This window comes from Buttiauxella izardii (assembly GCF_003601925.1).
Classification (GTDB): Bacteria; Pseudomonadota; Gammaproteobacteria; order Enterobacterales; family Enterobacteriaceae; genus Buttiauxella; species Buttiauxella izardii.
Genome location: NZ_QZWH01000009.1, coordinates 14,684 through 30,173, shown reverse-complemented (window position 1 = coordinate 30,173; position 15,490 = coordinate 14,684). Strand labels below are relative to the sequence as shown.

Genomic DNA, 15,490 nt, shown 5'->3' with positions numbered 1-15,490 from the left:
CCGACCTACGAAAAGATGAAAAACGTAGGGTGGATAAGGCGTTAGCCGTCATCCACCATTTACCTCAAAAAGTTACAGCACGCCTTGCCCTAACATCGCATCGGCCACTTTAACAAAGCCCGCAATATTCGCGCCGCGAACGTAATGCGTTTGCTTCTCTTCACCGCCGTAGTTCACACAGGCTTCGTGAATATCGAGCATGATGTGGTGCAGGCGAATATCTACTTTCTCCGCTTTCCAGCTCAGACGCGCCGCATTCTGCGCCATTTCCAGGCCAGAAGTCGCCACGCCGCCTGCATTGGCCGCTTTGCCCGGTGCGAACAACACGCCCGCATCGAGGAATAAATTGGTCGCTTCAATCGTGGTTGGCATATTCGCGCCTTCCGCTACTGCTTTCACGCCGTTGGCGATCAGCGTGCGGGCCGCTTCGGTATCCAGTTCGTTTTGTGTCGCGCACGGCAGCGCGATATCCACCGGCACGCTCCACGGCTGCTGGCCTTCAAGATATTGCAGGCCAAACTCTTTCGCATAATCGGCTACACGCCCGTCACGGCTGGATTTAATTTCAGCCAGACGCGCCAGTTTTTCGGTGGTGAAACCGGCTTCATCAACCACGGTTCCGTTGGAATCAGATGCGGTAATCACGCGCGCGCCAAGGGAGAGTGCTTTTTCGATGGCGTATTGCGCCACGTTGCCGGAGCCAGAAACCGCCACGCGCATGCCCTCAAAGCCCAGGCCGTGGCGTTGCAGCATCGCATCGGTGAAGTAAATCAGGCCGTAACCGGTAGCTTCCGGGCGAATCAGGCTGCCGCCAAACGACAGACCTTTGCCGGTAAACACGCAGGCGGTGTTGTTGGAGAGCTTTTTCATCATCCCCGCCATAAAGCCCACTTCACGCCCGCCGACGCCGATATCGCCTGCCGGTACGTCAGTATCTGGCCCTAAATGGCGATACAGTTCTATCATCAGCGCCTGGCAAAAACGCATGATCTCGCCTTCGCTTTTGCCTTTCGGGTTAAAGTCGCTGCCGCCTTTGCCGCCGCCCATTGGCAGCGTGGTGAGCGCGTTTTTGAAGGTTTGTTCAAAACCTAAGAATTTCAGAATCGACAAGTTAACGGACGGGTGGAAACGCATTCCGCCTTTATACGGGCCGATGGCCGAGCTGAACTGCACGCGCCAGGCGCGGTTAACCTGCACCTGATTCTTGTCATCAACCCAGGTGACGCGGAATTGAATCACGCGCTCGGGTTCCACAAGACGCTCTAAAAGTGCCGAACGGCGGTATTGCGGATTTTGCTCGAGGAACGGCCATAGCGTGGTCATCACTTCACGAACGGCCTGGGCAAATTCAGGCTGGTTTGGGTCACGTTGTTGAACAGAGGAAAGGAATGACTCCAGAGTTTCCATAGATTTTAAAGTCCTTGTAATAATAGATGTTATATATGTGTTGTGGCTTTCGAATATAACATTCACTTATTACTGAACCGCAAGTGATTTCTCTTTATTCAGAATCCAGTCGTATTAATGTTATTAATTGCGTGGCGTTACTTTCCCACACTGCTTTGAATTTGCTGACTTTTTTAAATGGCCCAAGTCCCTCATTCAGAATCAAAATGACTTGGTTGTCATCAATTTTACTTATTGATGCGGCAGAAAAATCAAAGTAACGCCCTACATGGCGAAACAACGCTTTGAATAAACTTTCTTTGGCTGAAAACGCCAGCGTTAATGCAAAGTGAAAGGGGAAAGGGGAGGCGTCGATAATTTCTTTCTCTGCGCTATCAATGATTCCGCCGTGAATTTCCTGCGCTATTTGCGGCGTCATGATTTCTTCGCAGTCGATACCAATACCCGCATGTAATCGCGAGTCATCAATCATGACGGCGGCGAGTGCCACATTTTGAATGTGCGTAATGCTGCCGGTAAATCCGGGCGGCCAGCACGGTTCGCGGTGCAAACCCACTCCCGGCACCGTGTCTTTAACGCCATGAAAACGCAGCGCTTCGCAGGCCGCGATCCTTCCCGCCAGATGCTCGGCCTGGCGCTTAACCACGGCATTAGAAAGGCGCTGATGATGCGGCAGCCATAGCAAATCTTCAGGCTGAAAAGTGGTGGCATCAAAATCCACACGGAACACGCGCAGAGAGGTGCCTGAAAAATTGAAATCCGAAATAAGGGTTTGCATGAGAATCGCATTGCGAAATTGAAAAATGGCGGGTGACGCTTACGCTTACCCGCCCTACGGTTTTGTAGGGGGGATAAGCGAAGCGTCATCCACCGCTGTTTAGCACGTTATTAGAAGTGCGTATTCAGACTCACGTAATACGTGCGGCCAGACTCGTTATAAGTTGCAGCACCTGCGCCGTACATATAACCCGCGTCGCCGCCTGTGGTCTGAGCATTGCCCGCACGCCAGTGGCGCTCGTCAAAGAGATTGTCGATGCCCGTCGTCAGGCTGATATTCTTCGTCGCATCCCAGGTTCCGCTCAGGCCAACGATGCTATAAGGGCTAACTTCGTTGGTTTCTGGACCCGTTGCCGGCTGGCCTTTGTAGTTGTATTTCTTCGGCTGTTGTTTGCCGTACCACGTAAAGGTTGATTGCACAGAAATGTCCTGGCGAATCTGCCAGCTGAGCGTTGAGTTCAGCGTGTATTCCGGGATAACCGACAGGCGTTCACCGGTTTCTTTGTTCTTACTTTCCAGCATGTAGGTCACGTTATTCGTCCAGCTTACCGTGGTAGAAACGGGAACGTTTAACGTGCCTTCCAGCCCTTCTACCAGCGCTTCAGGAATGTTTTCCCACTGGTAAATATCGGTTTTGGTTTTGCCAGAAGAGGTTTGTCCGATAGGCGCATAGCCCGCTTCGATTTTGTCTTTGTAATCGTTGCGGAACCAGGTCACGCCCGCCAGCCAGCCGTCTTTTTTAAACTCAAGGCCGATCTCTTTATTGACGCTGGTTTCAGCTTTCAGATCGTCGTTGCCCATCATGTAGCAGCCCACTCCGGTGCCGCTTGCGTAGCAACCCTGGCCCTTGCTGTACAGAATATAGTTCGGGTTGGTTTGATACAGGCTCGGCGCTTTATACGCCTGGGCGATACCCATTTTCAGCGTGAAATAGTCACCCACGCCTTGCGACAAGTTCAGCGACGGGCTCCAGTTGCTGCCAACAATACTGTGGTGATCAAAACGCACGCCCGGCGTCAGCATGGTGCTGTCGGTCAGCTCCATATTGTCTTCGGCAAACAGCGAGAAGATCTCAGCCTGGGAATATGGGCTGCGGCCAGTGCTGTCTGAACCTGGAATATTTCCGCCCATAAAGGTCTGATTATTCGAAGATAAGTCCTTCATCTTCTGCTGGTTCCATTCGGTGCCCAGCGTCAGGTTTTGGTTGACGATAAAATCAATCGGGATATTCACATCGCTGTGCAGCAGCACGTCGCTCAGATCGATATCGCTGAATTTATCGCTGGAGAAAATCCCCTCGGTGCCGCCCGCCAGGCCTTCTTGCATACGCGAGTTACGCGTGTGCTCGTACTGGACCCAGTTGCTGGTCGTCAGGCCGCTATCCCAACCGCCATTCCACGTCAGAGAGTAGCTCTGGCGGTACAAACGGTTAGTCTCGTTGCCGTAGTTATCCTGCACAATTTTGTTGGTATTGGTGTTCTGCGTATCGCCGGAATACAGGTTGCCCTGGCGGCTGTAGCCCGCTTCCAGTTCCAGAGATTGCATCGGCGCAAAGTCCCAGCGCACCACGCCGTTCACGTCTTTGTTGACCACACCTTCGCGCCCGGCAGGCAGCGTATTGGAATAAATACCGGTGCGTTCAGACTGATGCCCCTGGTTGATATCCCACGCGTCGGCCTGAGTTTTATCGAGGTTGCCATACAGACGGAAGCTGAAATCCCCGCCCAGCGGGCCGTTCAGGCTGAAGTTAGTGCGCTTGGTTGAGCCTTCGTCTTTGTGCTCCGGCGCATTCAGATAAGTATTCCAGGAACCGTGCCATTCACCGGTGCCTTTTTTGGTGATGATATTCACCACGCCGCCCGCCGCGCCGTTGCCGTAACGCGCTGCCGCAGGGCCGCGGATCACTTCAATACGTTCAACCATTTCTGGCGGAACCCAGCTTGCATCGCCGCGTGTATCACGCTCGCCACGCCAGCCCAGACGCACCGAGTTACGGCTGGTGACCGGCTTGCCATCGATAAGAATCAGGGTGTTTTCCGGGCCCATGCCGCGAATATCAATCTGGCGACCGTTGCCGCGCTGGCCGCTGGTGGAGTTCCCGGTCAGGTTTACACCCGGCATGGTACGGACGATTTCGGAAATATCACGCGCCGGTGGGCGCTTTTTCAGTTCTTCTGCGGTGATGGTTGAAACGCCCGGTGCCTGCAAATTTTGCTCGGCGGCGGTCACAACCAAAGTGTCTTCATGAGTGAGCGTGTCGTCGTTGCTGGTCGCAGCGGTTTGAGCCGTTGCGGAAGCCGTTTGCTCTGCCGCAAAGGCAGGTTGGGCGACTCCGTAAATTCCCAGATGAATCAGCATCGCGAGGGAATAGTTAATTTTATTATTCATTATGGCGGCCTGCTTTTCCGCTGAGCCCGGCGTCATTCCATTCCCATAGGGATCGGGCGCAGCATGGTTTCACGTTGTGATACCGGATCTCTCCTGCAGTTGCCCTGAAATGAGGGAATCGTGCGTTCAAGTTCGGCAATTTATTGTTTTTGCACTCAGATGCGGGTAGCCCAAAGCGCGGAAATACGCTATTGCAAATGCAAATAATTATCAATAGTATTATCAATATATTTCAGGTTTATTGATCGTTTGCATTGATTTCATAGGGTTGTGTTCAAGTGGCGAATTTACAGACTGGAAGTGATAGCTGGTGGCAGGAAATGCAGGCGCAAGGGATACCCGTCGTCGTTTGCGAAGAAGATAACCATTGCCACGTCACTTTCTTGTGGCGCGACCCGGATGGCGGTGAGCAAACCTCATCGATAAAACGAGTCTGGATTTACGTCACTGGCGTGACTGACCATCACCAAAAATCTCGCCCGCAAACCCTGCAACGCGTAGCGGGAACGGACGTCTGGCAGTGGCAAACCCGCCTGAGCAGCACATGGCGCGGCAGTTATTGCTTCATCCCCTCGACCTGCGAAGAGGATTTCCCGGCTGAGGCATTTGAGGGCATCGAACCCGCGCGAATGGCGCTGCGCGAAGGCTGGCGCAAACTATTGCCTCGTGCGATTGCCGACCCGCTGAACCCTCAAAGTTGGCTGGGCGGGCGCGGGCATCCGATGTCTGCACTCCATCTTCCTGATGCGCCGCCCCAACCAGGTTGGGATAAACCCGACACGCCTTTTTGCTCACCGCAATGCTTCACATGGACGAGTGAGAGCCTTAAAAATCAACGCAAAGTCTGGCTTTTTGCGACCGGTGACGCACAACCTGAACAGCGCCCGCTGGCGATTTTGCTCGACGGCCAATTTTGGGCCGAGAGCATGCCGGTGTGGCCCGCGTTGCAGGCACAAACTGACGCCGGAGCCTTGCCGCCAGCGGTTTACGTGCTGATTGACGTGATTGATAACGACACCCGTAGCAACGAACTGCCGTGTAATGCGCAGTTCTGGCAAGCGTTGCAGGATGAGTTATTGCCGCATTTACGCACGCTCACTCGCTGGAATGAAAACCCCGAAACCACCGTGGTGGCCGGGCAAAGTTTTGGCGGGCTTTCTTCGCTTTATGCCGCACTTCACTGGCCGGAACAATTTGGCTGCGTACTGAGCCAGTCCGGTTCGTACTGGTGGCCCAATCGCGGAAGCAACCCGCAGGGCGGGCAATTAATCCAGCGACTCGAACACGGACTGGTCTGCGACAAACCGCTGCGAATCTATCTTGAGGCAGGGGTCAGAGAACCTCTTATTCATCAAGTGAATCAACGAATTTACCCCTTACTACAACAAACACAGCGAGCCGTTTTCTACCGTCAGGTTGACGGTGGGCATGACGCACTTTGCTGGCGAGGCGGCCTTGTTAATGGCCTGGCCTGGCTGTGGAAAGTGCCTCTTAGACAGGAGTGAACTATGGAATTCAGCAACCCTTTTGATTCGTCTGATGGGCGTTTTTTCATCCTTAAAAATGCCGCAAACCAGTTCAGCTTATGGCCTGAACATTGCGCTATGCCTGATGGCTGGCAGAAGGTTTGTGAACCGGCATCGAACGAAGAATGCCAGCGTTGGCTGCTCGCTAACTGGACCCAATTACAACCTTCGACCTTTGCTCATTCAGAGGTGAACGGTGAGTGAATTAATAATGGCACCCACACTCGCATCGACCGAAATCCTGCCGCTGGTCGCCGCGCAGCCCGGCATCTGGATGGCGGATCAACTCTCGCCGCAGGCCAATGCCTGGAGCGTGGCGCATTACGTGGAACTCAATGGCGAGCTGAACGAAGCGCTACTTTGCAAAGCGATAATCGCAGGGATGAAAGAGGCCGACACGCTGAGCATGCGTTTTGGAGAAGTGGACGGCGAGGCGCGCCAGTGGGTCGATCCTGACGCCACGTTTGATGCGCCAATTTGCCGCGACCTGCGTGATGAAGCCAACCCCGAAGCTGCTGCACTGGCATTAATGCGCGACGATCTCGAGCAGGATTTGCGAATCAGCAGCGGCAAACCGCTCTATCATCATCAGCTATTGCGAGTGAGCGACACGCGCTGGTTCTGGTATCAGCGTTTCCACCATTTGGTAGTGGATGGCTTCAGTTTCACCGCCATTACCCGCCGAATCGCCAATATTTATAGCGCATTGTGTGCAGGTCAAACTCCAGAGCCAAGCCCGTTTACCCCGTTTAGCGACGTAGTTGCGGAATACGAGAAATACCGCAAATCTGACGCCAGGCTGCGCGATGCCGCATTCTGGGCCGATATAAATAAACAGCTCCCGCCACCCGCCACGCTTTCGGCGAAACCGCTGACCGACATGGGTTCCACCACGCAACTCATTCGCCAGTCTCTGAGTTTCGATAGCCAGGATTTTCAGATACTGGTGGACAACGCCCGCCAGCAAAACCTGACCCCTGCGGATATCGCATTAGGGCTGGTAGCATTGTGGCTCGGGCGTTTAAGCGGGCGAGCGGATTATTCCGCCGGATTTATCTTTATGCGCCGCATGGGTTCTGCCGCGCTATGTGCGACGGGGCCGGTGCTGAATGTGCTGCCGTTTGGTGTGCGCATTCAGCCTGATTTTACCCTTCCGGCATTAGCGGCAAACCTTGCCAAAGAACTCAAAACCCTGCGCCGTTACCAGCGCTACGACGCGGAACAAATCCAGCGCGACTCCGGGAAAATTGCCAGCGGCGAGCCGCTGTATGGCCCGGTGCTGAACCTGAAAATGTTCGATTACCGCCTGGATTTCAACGGCATTGAAGGTATCACGCATCAACTGGCGTCTGGCCCGGTGCGCGATTTAGAAATTGCGCTGTATATCAGCGAACAAGGCGAGTTCTCCCTGGAAATGCTGGCAAATAGCGAACGTTACGATACCGCCACTTTGCAGCAGCATATCGCTCGTTTACCGCTTCTTTTGCGCCAGTTTGCGACCAATCCCGCACTGCGCTGTGTTGATGCCGAGCTGCTGCATAAGTCCGAAACCGAACTTATCGAAAGCGTGAACGCCACACAAACGTCTGTCCCTGCCACCACGTTAAGCCACTTGATTGCGCAGCAGGCAAAACGCACGCCGAACGCGCCAGCGCTTGCTGATGAAAACCATCAGTTCAACTATCGTGAAATGCGCGAACAGGTGCAGGCTTTGGCGAGCGAACTGATTTCTCGCGGCGTAAAACCCGGCGATGTAGTCGCGGTGGCGTTGCCGCGCTCAGTATTTTTATCGCTGGCGTTGCAGGCGATTGTTGAAGTCGGTGCCGCCTGGTTGCCGCTGGATACTGGCTACCCCGACGACCGTTTACAGATGATGCTCGAAGACGCCGCACCGCGTTTATTACTCACATCAGAATCTCAACTGCCGCGTTTTAGCGCCATTCAAGGCCTGAAAACCTTCTGCTATCAGAACGTTATGGAAACGGCTGATCTGCCAGAAATTCATACCCTTTCGCGCCCGGAACACACCGCGTATGTGATTTTCACCTCCGGCTCGACGGGGCGGCCAAAGGGCGTGATGGTCGGGCAACAAGCCATCGTTAACCGCCTGTTGTGGATGCAAAATCACTATCCGTTAAACGGCGAAGATGTGGTGTTGCAGAAAACACCGTGCAGTTTTGACGTCTCGGTTTGGGAGTTTTTCTGGCCTTACATCGTTGGTGCGCAGCTCGTTATGGCTCCGCCGGAAGCGCATCGCGACCCGGAAGCGTTGCAGCAGTTATTTGCCCGTTATCGCGTCACGACCACGCACTTTGTGCCGTCAATGCTGGCGGCGTTTGTCGCGGCATTAACCGACGACGGCGCGATTGCTCAATGCGCCACATTGCGCCGCGTATTCTGTAGTGGCGAAGCGCTGCCAACCGAGCTTTGCCGCCAGTGGGAACAACTCACTCACGCGCCGTTGCACAACCTTTATGGTCCAACCGAAGCCGCCGTTGACGTGAGTTGGTATCCGGCATTTGGCGCAGAACTAGCACGCGTTTCCGGCAGCAGCGTGCCGATTGGCTGGCCGGTCTGGAACACCGGATTACGTATTCTGGACTCGGCCATGCGCCCGGTGCCGCCGGGGATCGCAGGCGATCTGTATCTCACCGGCATCCAACTGGCGCAGGGATATTTATCGCGCCCGGATCTTACCGCCACCCGCTTTATTGCCGATCCTTTTGCTGCGGGCGAGCGCATGTATCGCACGGGTGATGTGGCGCGTTGGCTGGATAACGGAGCCGTCGAATACCTCGGGCGCAGTGACGATCAACTTAAAATTCGCGGGCAACGCATTGAACTTGGCGACATCGACCGGGCATTGCAGGCGTTGCCGGACGTGGCGCAAGCGGTGACTCACGCCTGCGTGCTCAACAAAGATGCGGCGAGCGGTGGCGATGCGCGCCAGTTAGTGGGATATCTGGTTTCGGCTTCAGGCGAGACTTTGCCCGTCGAGCTATTGCATGAACAACTGGCAGATGTATTGCCTGCGCATATGGTTCCGGTCGCTCTGATTCAACTGAATGACTTCCCGCTCAGCGCGAATGGGAAATTAGATCGCAAAGCGCTGCCGCTGCCAGAACTGGCACAACGCGGGGCGGGGCGTGCGCCTGAATCGAGTCTGGAAATCACCATCGCCGACGCTTTTGCACAGCTTTTGGGCTGCGAAATTCAGTCGATTGAAGATGATTTCTTTGCCCTCGGCGGGCATTCATTGCTTGCGATGCGCCTCGCGGCACAACTGCGTAAAACCCTCGCAAGGCCGATCACGGTCGGGCAAGTGATGGTCGCATCAACCGTCGGCCAACTCGCCGAAACGCTGGCGCAGGATCAAAGCGAAGAAGAGGCGAACCGTGCCGGTTTTGATGCGGTTTTGCCGCTGCGTAAAAGCAGTGGGCCGACGCTATATTGCTTCCATCCGGCGTCGGGTTTTGCCTGGCAATTTAGTGTGTTGCAACGTTACCTCGACCCGCGTTGGTCGATAACCGGCATTCAGTCGCCGCGCCCGAACGGCCCGATGCAACAGGCTGAAAACCTGGCGCAGGTTTGCGAAGCGCATCTAAAAACCCTGCGCGAACTTCAACCGCACGGCCCGTATTATCTGATGGGTTATTCCCTCGGCGGCACGCTGGCGCAAGGCATTGCGGCCCGTCTCGAAGCGGCGGGGGAAGAAGTCGCGTTCCTCGGCCTGCTGGATACCTGGCCGCCGGAAACGCAAAACTGGGCAGAGAAAGGCGCGAATGAACTCGATCCGGCGGTGCTCGATGAAATTAATCGAGAGCGCGAAGCGTTTGTTGCCGCGCAACAAGGGCAGGCTTCCGACGCGCTTTTTCAGGCCATCGAAGGCAACTACGGCGACGCGGTACGTTTGCTGACTACGGCGCAAAGTGTGCCGTTTGGCGGGAAAGCGACGTTATTTGTCGCCGAACGAACCTTGCCGAAGGGCATGGACCCGCAAAAAACTTGGGCTCCGTGGATTGGCGAACTTGAAGTCCATCGCCTCGATTGCGCCCACGTCGATATCATTTCCCCAAATGCCTTTGCGGAAATAGGCCCGGTGTTGCAGCGAATGTTGGCGTAAGTGTCGGATGACGCTGCGCTTATCCGACCTACGGAGCGCAGCGACATCCACCGTTTTTTAACCACGCCCCAAAGGCACCACCAGCGGCGTGTGCGCTACCGGATCTTCAATAATCATGCAGCGCAGGCCGTAAATCGCTTCGATAAGCTCGGGCGTAACAATCTCTTTCGGCGCACCTTCCGCAACAATTTTCCCGTCACGCAGTGCGATCAAATGAGTCGCATAGCGGCAGGCCTGATTCAAATCATGCAGCACTGCAGCTAGCGTGTAGCCTTGTTTTTGGTTCAGATCGCGCAGCAGTTCCAGCAGATCGATTTGATGGCTGATATCCAGCCAGGTGGTCGGTTCATCGAGCAGCAGAATCGAGGTTTCCTGCGCCAGCACCATGGCAATCCAGGCGCGCTGACGCTGGCCGCCGGAAAGCGTATCGACCGGTTGATCGGCTAAATCTTCGATGTTCGTCGCTTTTAACGCCCGTTCCACCGCCAGGCGGTCTTCTTCACGCCAGCGGGAAAACATCGGTTGATGCGGATAACGGCCACGCGCCACCAGTTCCGCAACGCTGATATCGCCCGGAGCGCTGGAGTTTTGCGCCAGTAACCCCACGCGACGCGCCACTTCTTTGGTGGCGAAGCGGTGGATTTCATTGCCGTCGAGCCAAACCTGGCCATGCATCGGTTTCATCAGGCGGCTTAAGGTGCGCAGCAGCGTGGATTTACCGCAGCCGTTGGGGCCGATAATCGCGGTGAATTTGCCGTCAGGAATGGCGACGGTCAGGCCATCGGCGACCACATGGTTGCCATATCCCAATGTGAGCTGTTCACCATGCAGGCGCGGTGGAGCGGAAATCTGGCTCATTTTTTACGGGACTCCTGAATCAACAACGCAATTAAATAGATGCCGCCAAGGCTGACCGTGACCACGCCAACCGGCAATTGGTACGGCAGGAAAAGATGTTGGGCGCATAAATCTGCCGCCAATAATAGCGCCGCGCCGCATAACGCCGATTGCGCCAAAACCCAGCGTGAAGTGCCGCTCAGGCGGCGGGCAATATGCGGGGCTACCAGCGCGACGAACGAAATTGGCCCAGCTAAAGCGGTGGCGGCTGCGGTCAGAATCACGCCCGTTAGCATCAACAGCAGGCGCGAACGCTCAACGGAAACGCCGAGCGCGCAGGCGCTGTCATCGCCCATTTCCAGCAGGCGCATTCTGCGGACTAACAATCCACCGGCAATTAAAGCCAGCAGCATTAAAGGCGCGGCGGGGAAGATTTTCCCCCAGGTTAAACCGTTGAGCGACCCGGCATTCCACAGCCCGGCGGAGATAGCCGTTTCCAGTGAAGCGTGCAGCAAAAGCCAGGTGTTAAACGCCACCAACATAGCGCGCACGCCGATGCCGATGATAATCAGGCGGAAGGTTTCGATACCGTTGCGCCAGGCCAGCAGCCAGACAATCAGTGCGGTAACGATGCCGCCCGCCATGGCGGACGTGGCAATCGCGGTTTGATGCTGGCCGAATAACACCATCGCCACTAATACGCCGCTCCACGCCCCGGTGTTAAAGCCCATCACGTCCGGGCTGCCGAGCGGGTTGCGCATTAGCGACTGGAAAATAGCCCCGCTGACGCCGAGTGCCGCGCCGATTAACAGCGCCATCACCACGCGCGGCAAGCGCCATTCGACAACGACCAGTGAAATATTGCGTGGTGCGGAACCGACGAGAGCGTCCACAACCTGGCTGACTGAAAGCGGTAAAACGCCGCTGCCGAGGCTCCAGACACCTAATGCGCAGCTAAACAGCAATAACGCCAGGCTGACGACGAGCAGGCGAGGGGAGAGGCGGCTCATGCGTTCGCTCCTTTGCGCTGGCGGCGTACCAGATAAATCAGCATCGGCGCGCCGATAAACGCGCTCACTACCGAAACGCGCAGCTCTCCTGGCACTAAAAGGCGGCCAATAACATCGGCGAACAGCAAAAGCGCAGGCGTGGCAATCAGCGTGACGGGCAGTGACCAGCGGTGATCGGCACCGACCAGCCAACGGGAAAGATGCGGCATCATCAGGCCGATAAATGCGATTGGCCCAACGGCTGCCGTCGCGCTGCCGCACAATAAAGTGATAGCGATTAAGCCGAGCAATTGCGTGCGGGCCACTTTGCTGCCCAGCGCGGTGGCGGTGTCGGTGCCCATGCTCAGGCTATTGAGCGAACGGCTGATCAACAGCGCAATCACGCAGCCCGCCAGCACCGGCAACACAATGATTTTTAAAGTTTCGAGGGTGCGAATATCCAGCGTTCCCGCCTGCCAGAAACGTAACTGGTCGTAGACCACCGGGTTTAACAGCGCGATGCCGTTGCTCAAGCCTTCGAGAACGGCGGCAAGCGCCACGCCCGCGAGTGTTAAGCGCACCGGGCTGAGTTGCCCACCGCCCTGGCTTCCGGTAAATGCGACGACCAATGCGGCGCACAATGCGCCCGCGAACGCCATGCCGAGCAGGGCAATTGGCGATGAAAAGCTCCACACCGCTGCGCCCAACACAATGGCGAAACTGGCTCCGGCATTCACGCCGAGCAGGCCGGGGTCGGCAAGGGGATTACGCGTGAGAGTTTGCATCAATGCCCCGGCAAGGCCGAGTGCGCCGCCCGCGAGAATACCCGCCAGCGTGCGGGGAAGGCGCGCGTCGAGCACAATGGTGCAATCTGCACTTTGGCACTGGCCGCTAAAAGCATCGAAAACGACGCTAACCGGCAGGGATTTAGCGCCAATCAGCAGGCTGAGTGCAGCCATGAGAAGCAGCAAAAAAAGGAGGGAAAACAGTATAGATAATCGTGAAGCCGACATGTTTTGTGCCTGATAAACTCGCCATGTAAAATTAATGATAGTCATTATCATTATCACTCTTATTTGTTTATGTTAGCATGAGCCGCCTCGCACCCGGAAAGAAAAATTCGCTTTAAGGCCCTGTAATGAACCGCAATTCTTTGCTGCTAAATCTCAGTTTGCTCAAGACCCATCCCGCATTTCGCGCCGTCTTCCTCGCTCGCTTTATTTCCATTGTCTCGCTGGGGTTACTCGGCGTTGCCGTTCCGGTACAAATCCAGACGCTGACCGGCTCCTCGCTGCAAGTCGGCCTGGCGGTCACGCTAACCGGCAGCGCCATGTTTATCGGCCTGATGATGGGCGGCGTATTGGCTGACCGCCACGAGCGCCGCCGCCTGATTTTGCTCGCCCGCTCAACTTGCGGTATCGGGTTTATCGGCCTGACGATCAACGCCGCGTTGCCGGAACCGTCGCTGGCGGCGATTTATTTGCTCGGCGTGTGGGATGGATTCTTTGGCGCGCTGGGCGTGACGGCGCTTTTAGCGGCAACTCCCGCGCTGGTTGGCCGTGAAAATTTAATGCAGGCGAGCGCGATAACCATGCTCACCGTGCGCCTCGGTTCAGTGATTTCGCCGATGATCGGCGGGCTGTTGCTGGCGTCCGGCGGCGTGGTGTGGAACTACGCGCTGGCCTCCGTCGGCACGTTTATCACGCTGCTGCCGCTGTTGAGTTTGCCGAAGCTGGCACCGCCACCGCAGGCGCGTGAAAACCCGCTGCTCTCGTTGTGGAATGGTCTGCGTTTCCTGGTCGGCCACCCGATTATCGGCGGCATTGCGTTAGTCGGCGCGTTGCTGACCATGGCGAGCGCGGTGCGCGTGTTGTATCCGGCGCTTGCAGGGCACTGGAATATGAGCGCGGCGCAAATCGGCCTGATGTACGCCGCCGTTCCGCTCGGGGCGGCAATCGGCGCATTAACCAGCGGGCGCATCGCGCATCATTCACGTCCGGGTATGATCATGCTGGGAACCGGAATTGTGTCGTTTATCTCGATTGGCGTTTTCAGCCTGATGCCGGTTTGGGGGCTTGGGCTGGCGTGCCTGGCGCTGTTTGGCTATCTCAGCGCCATCAGCTCTTTACTGCAATACACGCTGATTCAGACGCTGACGCCAGACGGTATGTTAGGGCGCATCAACGGTTTATGGACGGCGCAGAACGTGACGGGCGATGCCATCGGCGCGGCGATTTTAGGCGGCATGACGGTGGCGTTAACGCCGGTTGCAGCAGCGAGTTACGGCGGTTTAGCGTTGACGTTGTGCGGCGTGGTATTGGCGATTGTGTTGGTGCAATTGCGTGGTTATTTGCAAGCCGCCCCGGAGCAAACCGAAGCGGCAGCCGTCAAATAAATCCGTAGGTCGGATAAGCGCAGCGTCATCCGACATTAAATCAGCTACTTACTGGCAAACAACTGGCTCATGCGTTCAAGAATCTGCGTGGCGCTGTAATAATCCAGACGGAAAGTTTCGGTGCCCAAGGCATAAACCCGCTTATTTTGCACCGCAGGCAGGTGCGAAAGCAGCGGGTTAGCTTCCAGCGCTTTGGCGTCTTTATCGTCGCTGGCGAACAAAAACAGGCTCTCGCCGTTCAAACCGGCAGCCAGATTTTCACCGCCAAGTTGCACGATATCGTGGCGTTTCCCCATGCTCTGGCTGGCATGAACCGCCATCGGCAAGGTTGAAAGTGTGAAGCCCAACTGCTGGAGCAATTTCCCCTGCGCGGAGTCTTGCGTCCACAGGTTTGCCGAGCGTGATGCAGGCGTGTAAACCAGCGCGGTGACGGGCTGGGGTGGCAGCGTCATATGCATTTTGGCTTCGCTCAACTGCTTATCAAAACTGGCGATTCGGGCCGCGGCCTGCTTTTCATGCCCGGTGATTTCCCCCAGTTGGGTGAGCAATTGCTGCCAGCTTTTATCGTCGTAATTAATCACTAAAGTGGGCGCGATAGCGGAGAGCTGATCGTAAAGGGCGAGGGCAGAATCGCCGCCAGTGGCGCTGATCAAAATCAGATCCGGCATTTGCGCGGCAACCGCTTCGGCGCTGGCTTCGCCAATATATAAACGCTGGACGTCACGCGCTTTCGCCACATCGCCCCACTGGCGCAGGAAACCTTGTGAATCCGCCATGCGGTTGCCCGGCGTGGTCGCACCGCTTGCCACCACCGGCGCGTCAATCGCCAGCAGCGAACCGGTTAGCGTCACGCTGGTGGAAACGATGCGCTGCGGAGCCTGTTCAAAAGTGTGCGAGCCGTGGCTGTCGGTGAGCGTTCGCGGCCAGGCGGTGGCTTGAGCAAGGCTGCTCAAACTCAACATTACAAGTGCGGGAATTGTTAAAAAAAATTTGAGCTTTGTTGACAGCATGTCCTTTTCTCTTTAGGTTACGACTCCGAAAAGCAAAT

Annotated in this window: 11 protein-coding genes; 4 read left to right on the top strand and 7 right to left on the bottom strand. The window is 56.1% G+C overall.

All coding sequences use genetic code 11. The features are described from left to right. Nucleotides 1-72: 72 nt before the first annotated feature. From gdhA to D6029_RS06215, 3 genes are all read right to left on the bottom strand, one after another. On the bottom strand, nucleotides 73-1,407 hold the full coding sequence (gene gdhA, locus D6029_RS06225; protein ID WP_120063927.1) for an NADP-specific glutamate dehydrogenase: 1,335 nt from the start codon (nucleotides 1,405-1,407) through the stop codon (nucleotides 73-75). Nucleotides 1,408-1,501: 94 nt separating this feature from the next. Beyond that, complete coding sequence (gene entD, locus D6029_RS06220; protein WP_120063926.1) at nucleotides 1,502-2,185, bottom strand: enterobactin synthase subunit EntD; 684 nt, start codon at nucleotides 2,183-2,185, stop codon at nucleotides 1,502-1,504. Nucleotides 2,186-2,295: 110 nt separating this feature from the next. Continuing rightward, nucleotides 2,296-4,572: a TonB-dependent siderophore receptor gene (locus D6029_RS06215; RefSeq protein WP_120063984.1), complete on the bottom strand. Its 2,277-nt coding sequence runs from the start codon at nucleotides 4,570-4,572 to the stop codon at nucleotides 2,296-2,298. 278 nt (nucleotides 4,573-4,850) lie between these two features. On the opposite strand from D6029_RS06215, the gene fes reads away from it, so the two are divergent. The 3 genes from fes to D6029_RS06200 are packed head-to-tail and all read left to right on the top strand — an operon-like array spanning nucleotide 4,851 to nucleotide 10,221. Further along, entirely contained in the window at nucleotides 4,851-6,077 is a 1,227-nt protein-coding gene (gene fes / locus D6029_RS06210; RefSeq protein WP_120063925.1) for an enterochelin esterase, read from the top strand. Between the two features lie 3 nt (nucleotides 6,078-6,080). Continuing rightward, the gene (locus D6029_RS06205; RefSeq protein ID WP_120063924.1) at nucleotides 6,081-6,302 is read left to right on the top strand and encodes an MbtH family protein; all 222 of its coding nucleotides are present in this window, start codon (nucleotides 6,081-6,083) and stop codon (nucleotides 6,300-6,302) included. A gap of 7 nt (nucleotides 6,303-6,309) precedes the next feature. Beyond that, entirely contained in the window at nucleotides 6,310-10,221 is a 3,912-nt protein-coding gene (locus tag D6029_RS06200; RefSeq protein ID WP_120063923.1) for an enterobactin synthase subunit F, read from the top strand. A gap of 57 nt (nucleotides 10,222-10,278) precedes the next feature. Here the strand turns inward: D6029_RS06200 and fepC are convergent, their stop codons facing one another. From fepC to fepD, 3 genes are read right to left on the bottom strand one after another with little or no spacing between them, the layout of a single operon-like run. Beyond that, nucleotides 10,279-11,079 (bottom strand): iron-enterobactin ABC transporter ATP-binding protein, encoded by an 801-nt coding sequence (fepC, locus tag D6029_RS06195; RefSeq protein WP_120063922.1) that lies wholly within the window; start codon nucleotides 11,077-11,079, stop codon nucleotides 10,279-10,281. Continuing rightward, nucleotides 11,076-12,068, bottom strand: a complete 993-nt coding sequence (fepG, locus tag D6029_RS06190) for an iron-enterobactin ABC transporter permease (RefSeq protein WP_120063921.1) — start codon at nucleotides 12,066-12,068, stop codon at nucleotides 11,076-11,078. Before fepG ends, fepC begins: the two co-directional genes overlap by 4 nt. Beyond that, the gene (gene fepD, locus D6029_RS06185; RefSeq protein ID WP_208642667.1) at nucleotides 12,065-13,060 is read right to left on the bottom strand and encodes a Fe(3+)-siderophore ABC transporter permease; all 996 of its coding nucleotides are present in this window, start codon (nucleotides 13,058-13,060) and stop codon (nucleotides 12,065-12,067) included. The genes fepG and fepD overlap by 4 nt, the downstream gene beginning before the upstream one ends. Nucleotides 13,061-13,185: 125 nt before the next feature. Between fepD and entS the strand changes: the two genes are divergently transcribed. Next, on the top strand, nucleotides 13,186-14,442 hold the full coding sequence (gene entS / locus D6029_RS06180; RefSeq protein ID WP_120063919.1) for an enterobactin transporter EntS: 1,257 nt from the start codon (nucleotides 13,186-13,188) through the stop codon (nucleotides 14,440-14,442). Between the two features lie 44 nt (nucleotides 14,443-14,486). Here entS and fepB read toward each other — a convergent pair whose 3' ends face one another. Next, complete coding sequence (fepB, locus tag D6029_RS06175) at nucleotides 14,487-15,404, bottom strand: Fe2+-enterobactin ABC transporter substrate-binding protein (RefSeq protein ID WP_120063983.1); 918 nt, start codon at nucleotides 15,402-15,404, stop codon at nucleotides 14,487-14,489. Between the last annotated feature and the right edge of the window lie 86 nt (nucleotides 15,405-15,490).

Excerpts from the sequence above, each read along its gene's own strand:
- gdhA (WP_120063927.1), bottom strand. The coding sequence starts at position 1,407 with ATGGAAACTCTGGAGTCATTCCTTTCCTCTGTTCAACAACGTGACCCA.
- entD (WP_120063926.1), bottom strand. The coding sequence starts at position 2,185 with ATGCAAACCCTTATTTCGGATTTCAATTTTTCAGGCACCTCTCTGCGC.
- D6029_RS06215 (WP_120063984.1), bottom strand. The coding sequence starts at position 4,572 with ATGAATAATAAAATTAACTATTCCCTCGCGATGCTGATTCATCTGGGA.
- D6029_RS06205 (WP_120063924.1), top strand. The coding sequence starts at position 6,081 with ATGGAATTCAGCAACCCTTTTGATTCGTCTGATGGGCGTTTTTTCATC.
- D6029_RS06200 (WP_120063923.1), top strand. The coding sequence starts at position 6,310 with ATGGCACCCACACTCGCATCGACCGAAATCCTGCCGCTGGTCGCCGCG.
- fepC (WP_120063922.1), bottom strand. The coding sequence starts at position 11,079 with ATGAGCCAGATTTCCGCTCCACCGCGCCTGCATGGTGAACAGCTCACA.
- fepG (WP_120063921.1), bottom strand. The coding sequence starts at position 12,068 with ATGAGCCGCCTCTCCCCTCGCCTGCTCGTCGTCAGCCTGGCGTTATTG.
- fepD (WP_208642667.1), bottom strand. The coding sequence starts at position 13,060 with ATGTCGGCTTCACGATTATCTATACTGTTTTCCCTCCTTTTTTTGCTG.
- entS (WP_120063919.1), top strand. The coding sequence starts at position 13,186 with ATGAACCGCAATTCTTTGCTGCTAAATCTCAGTTTGCTCAAGACCCAT.
- fepB (WP_120063983.1), bottom strand. The coding sequence starts at position 15,404 with ATGTTGAGTTTGAGCAGCCTTGCTCAAGCCACCGCCTGGCCGCGAACG.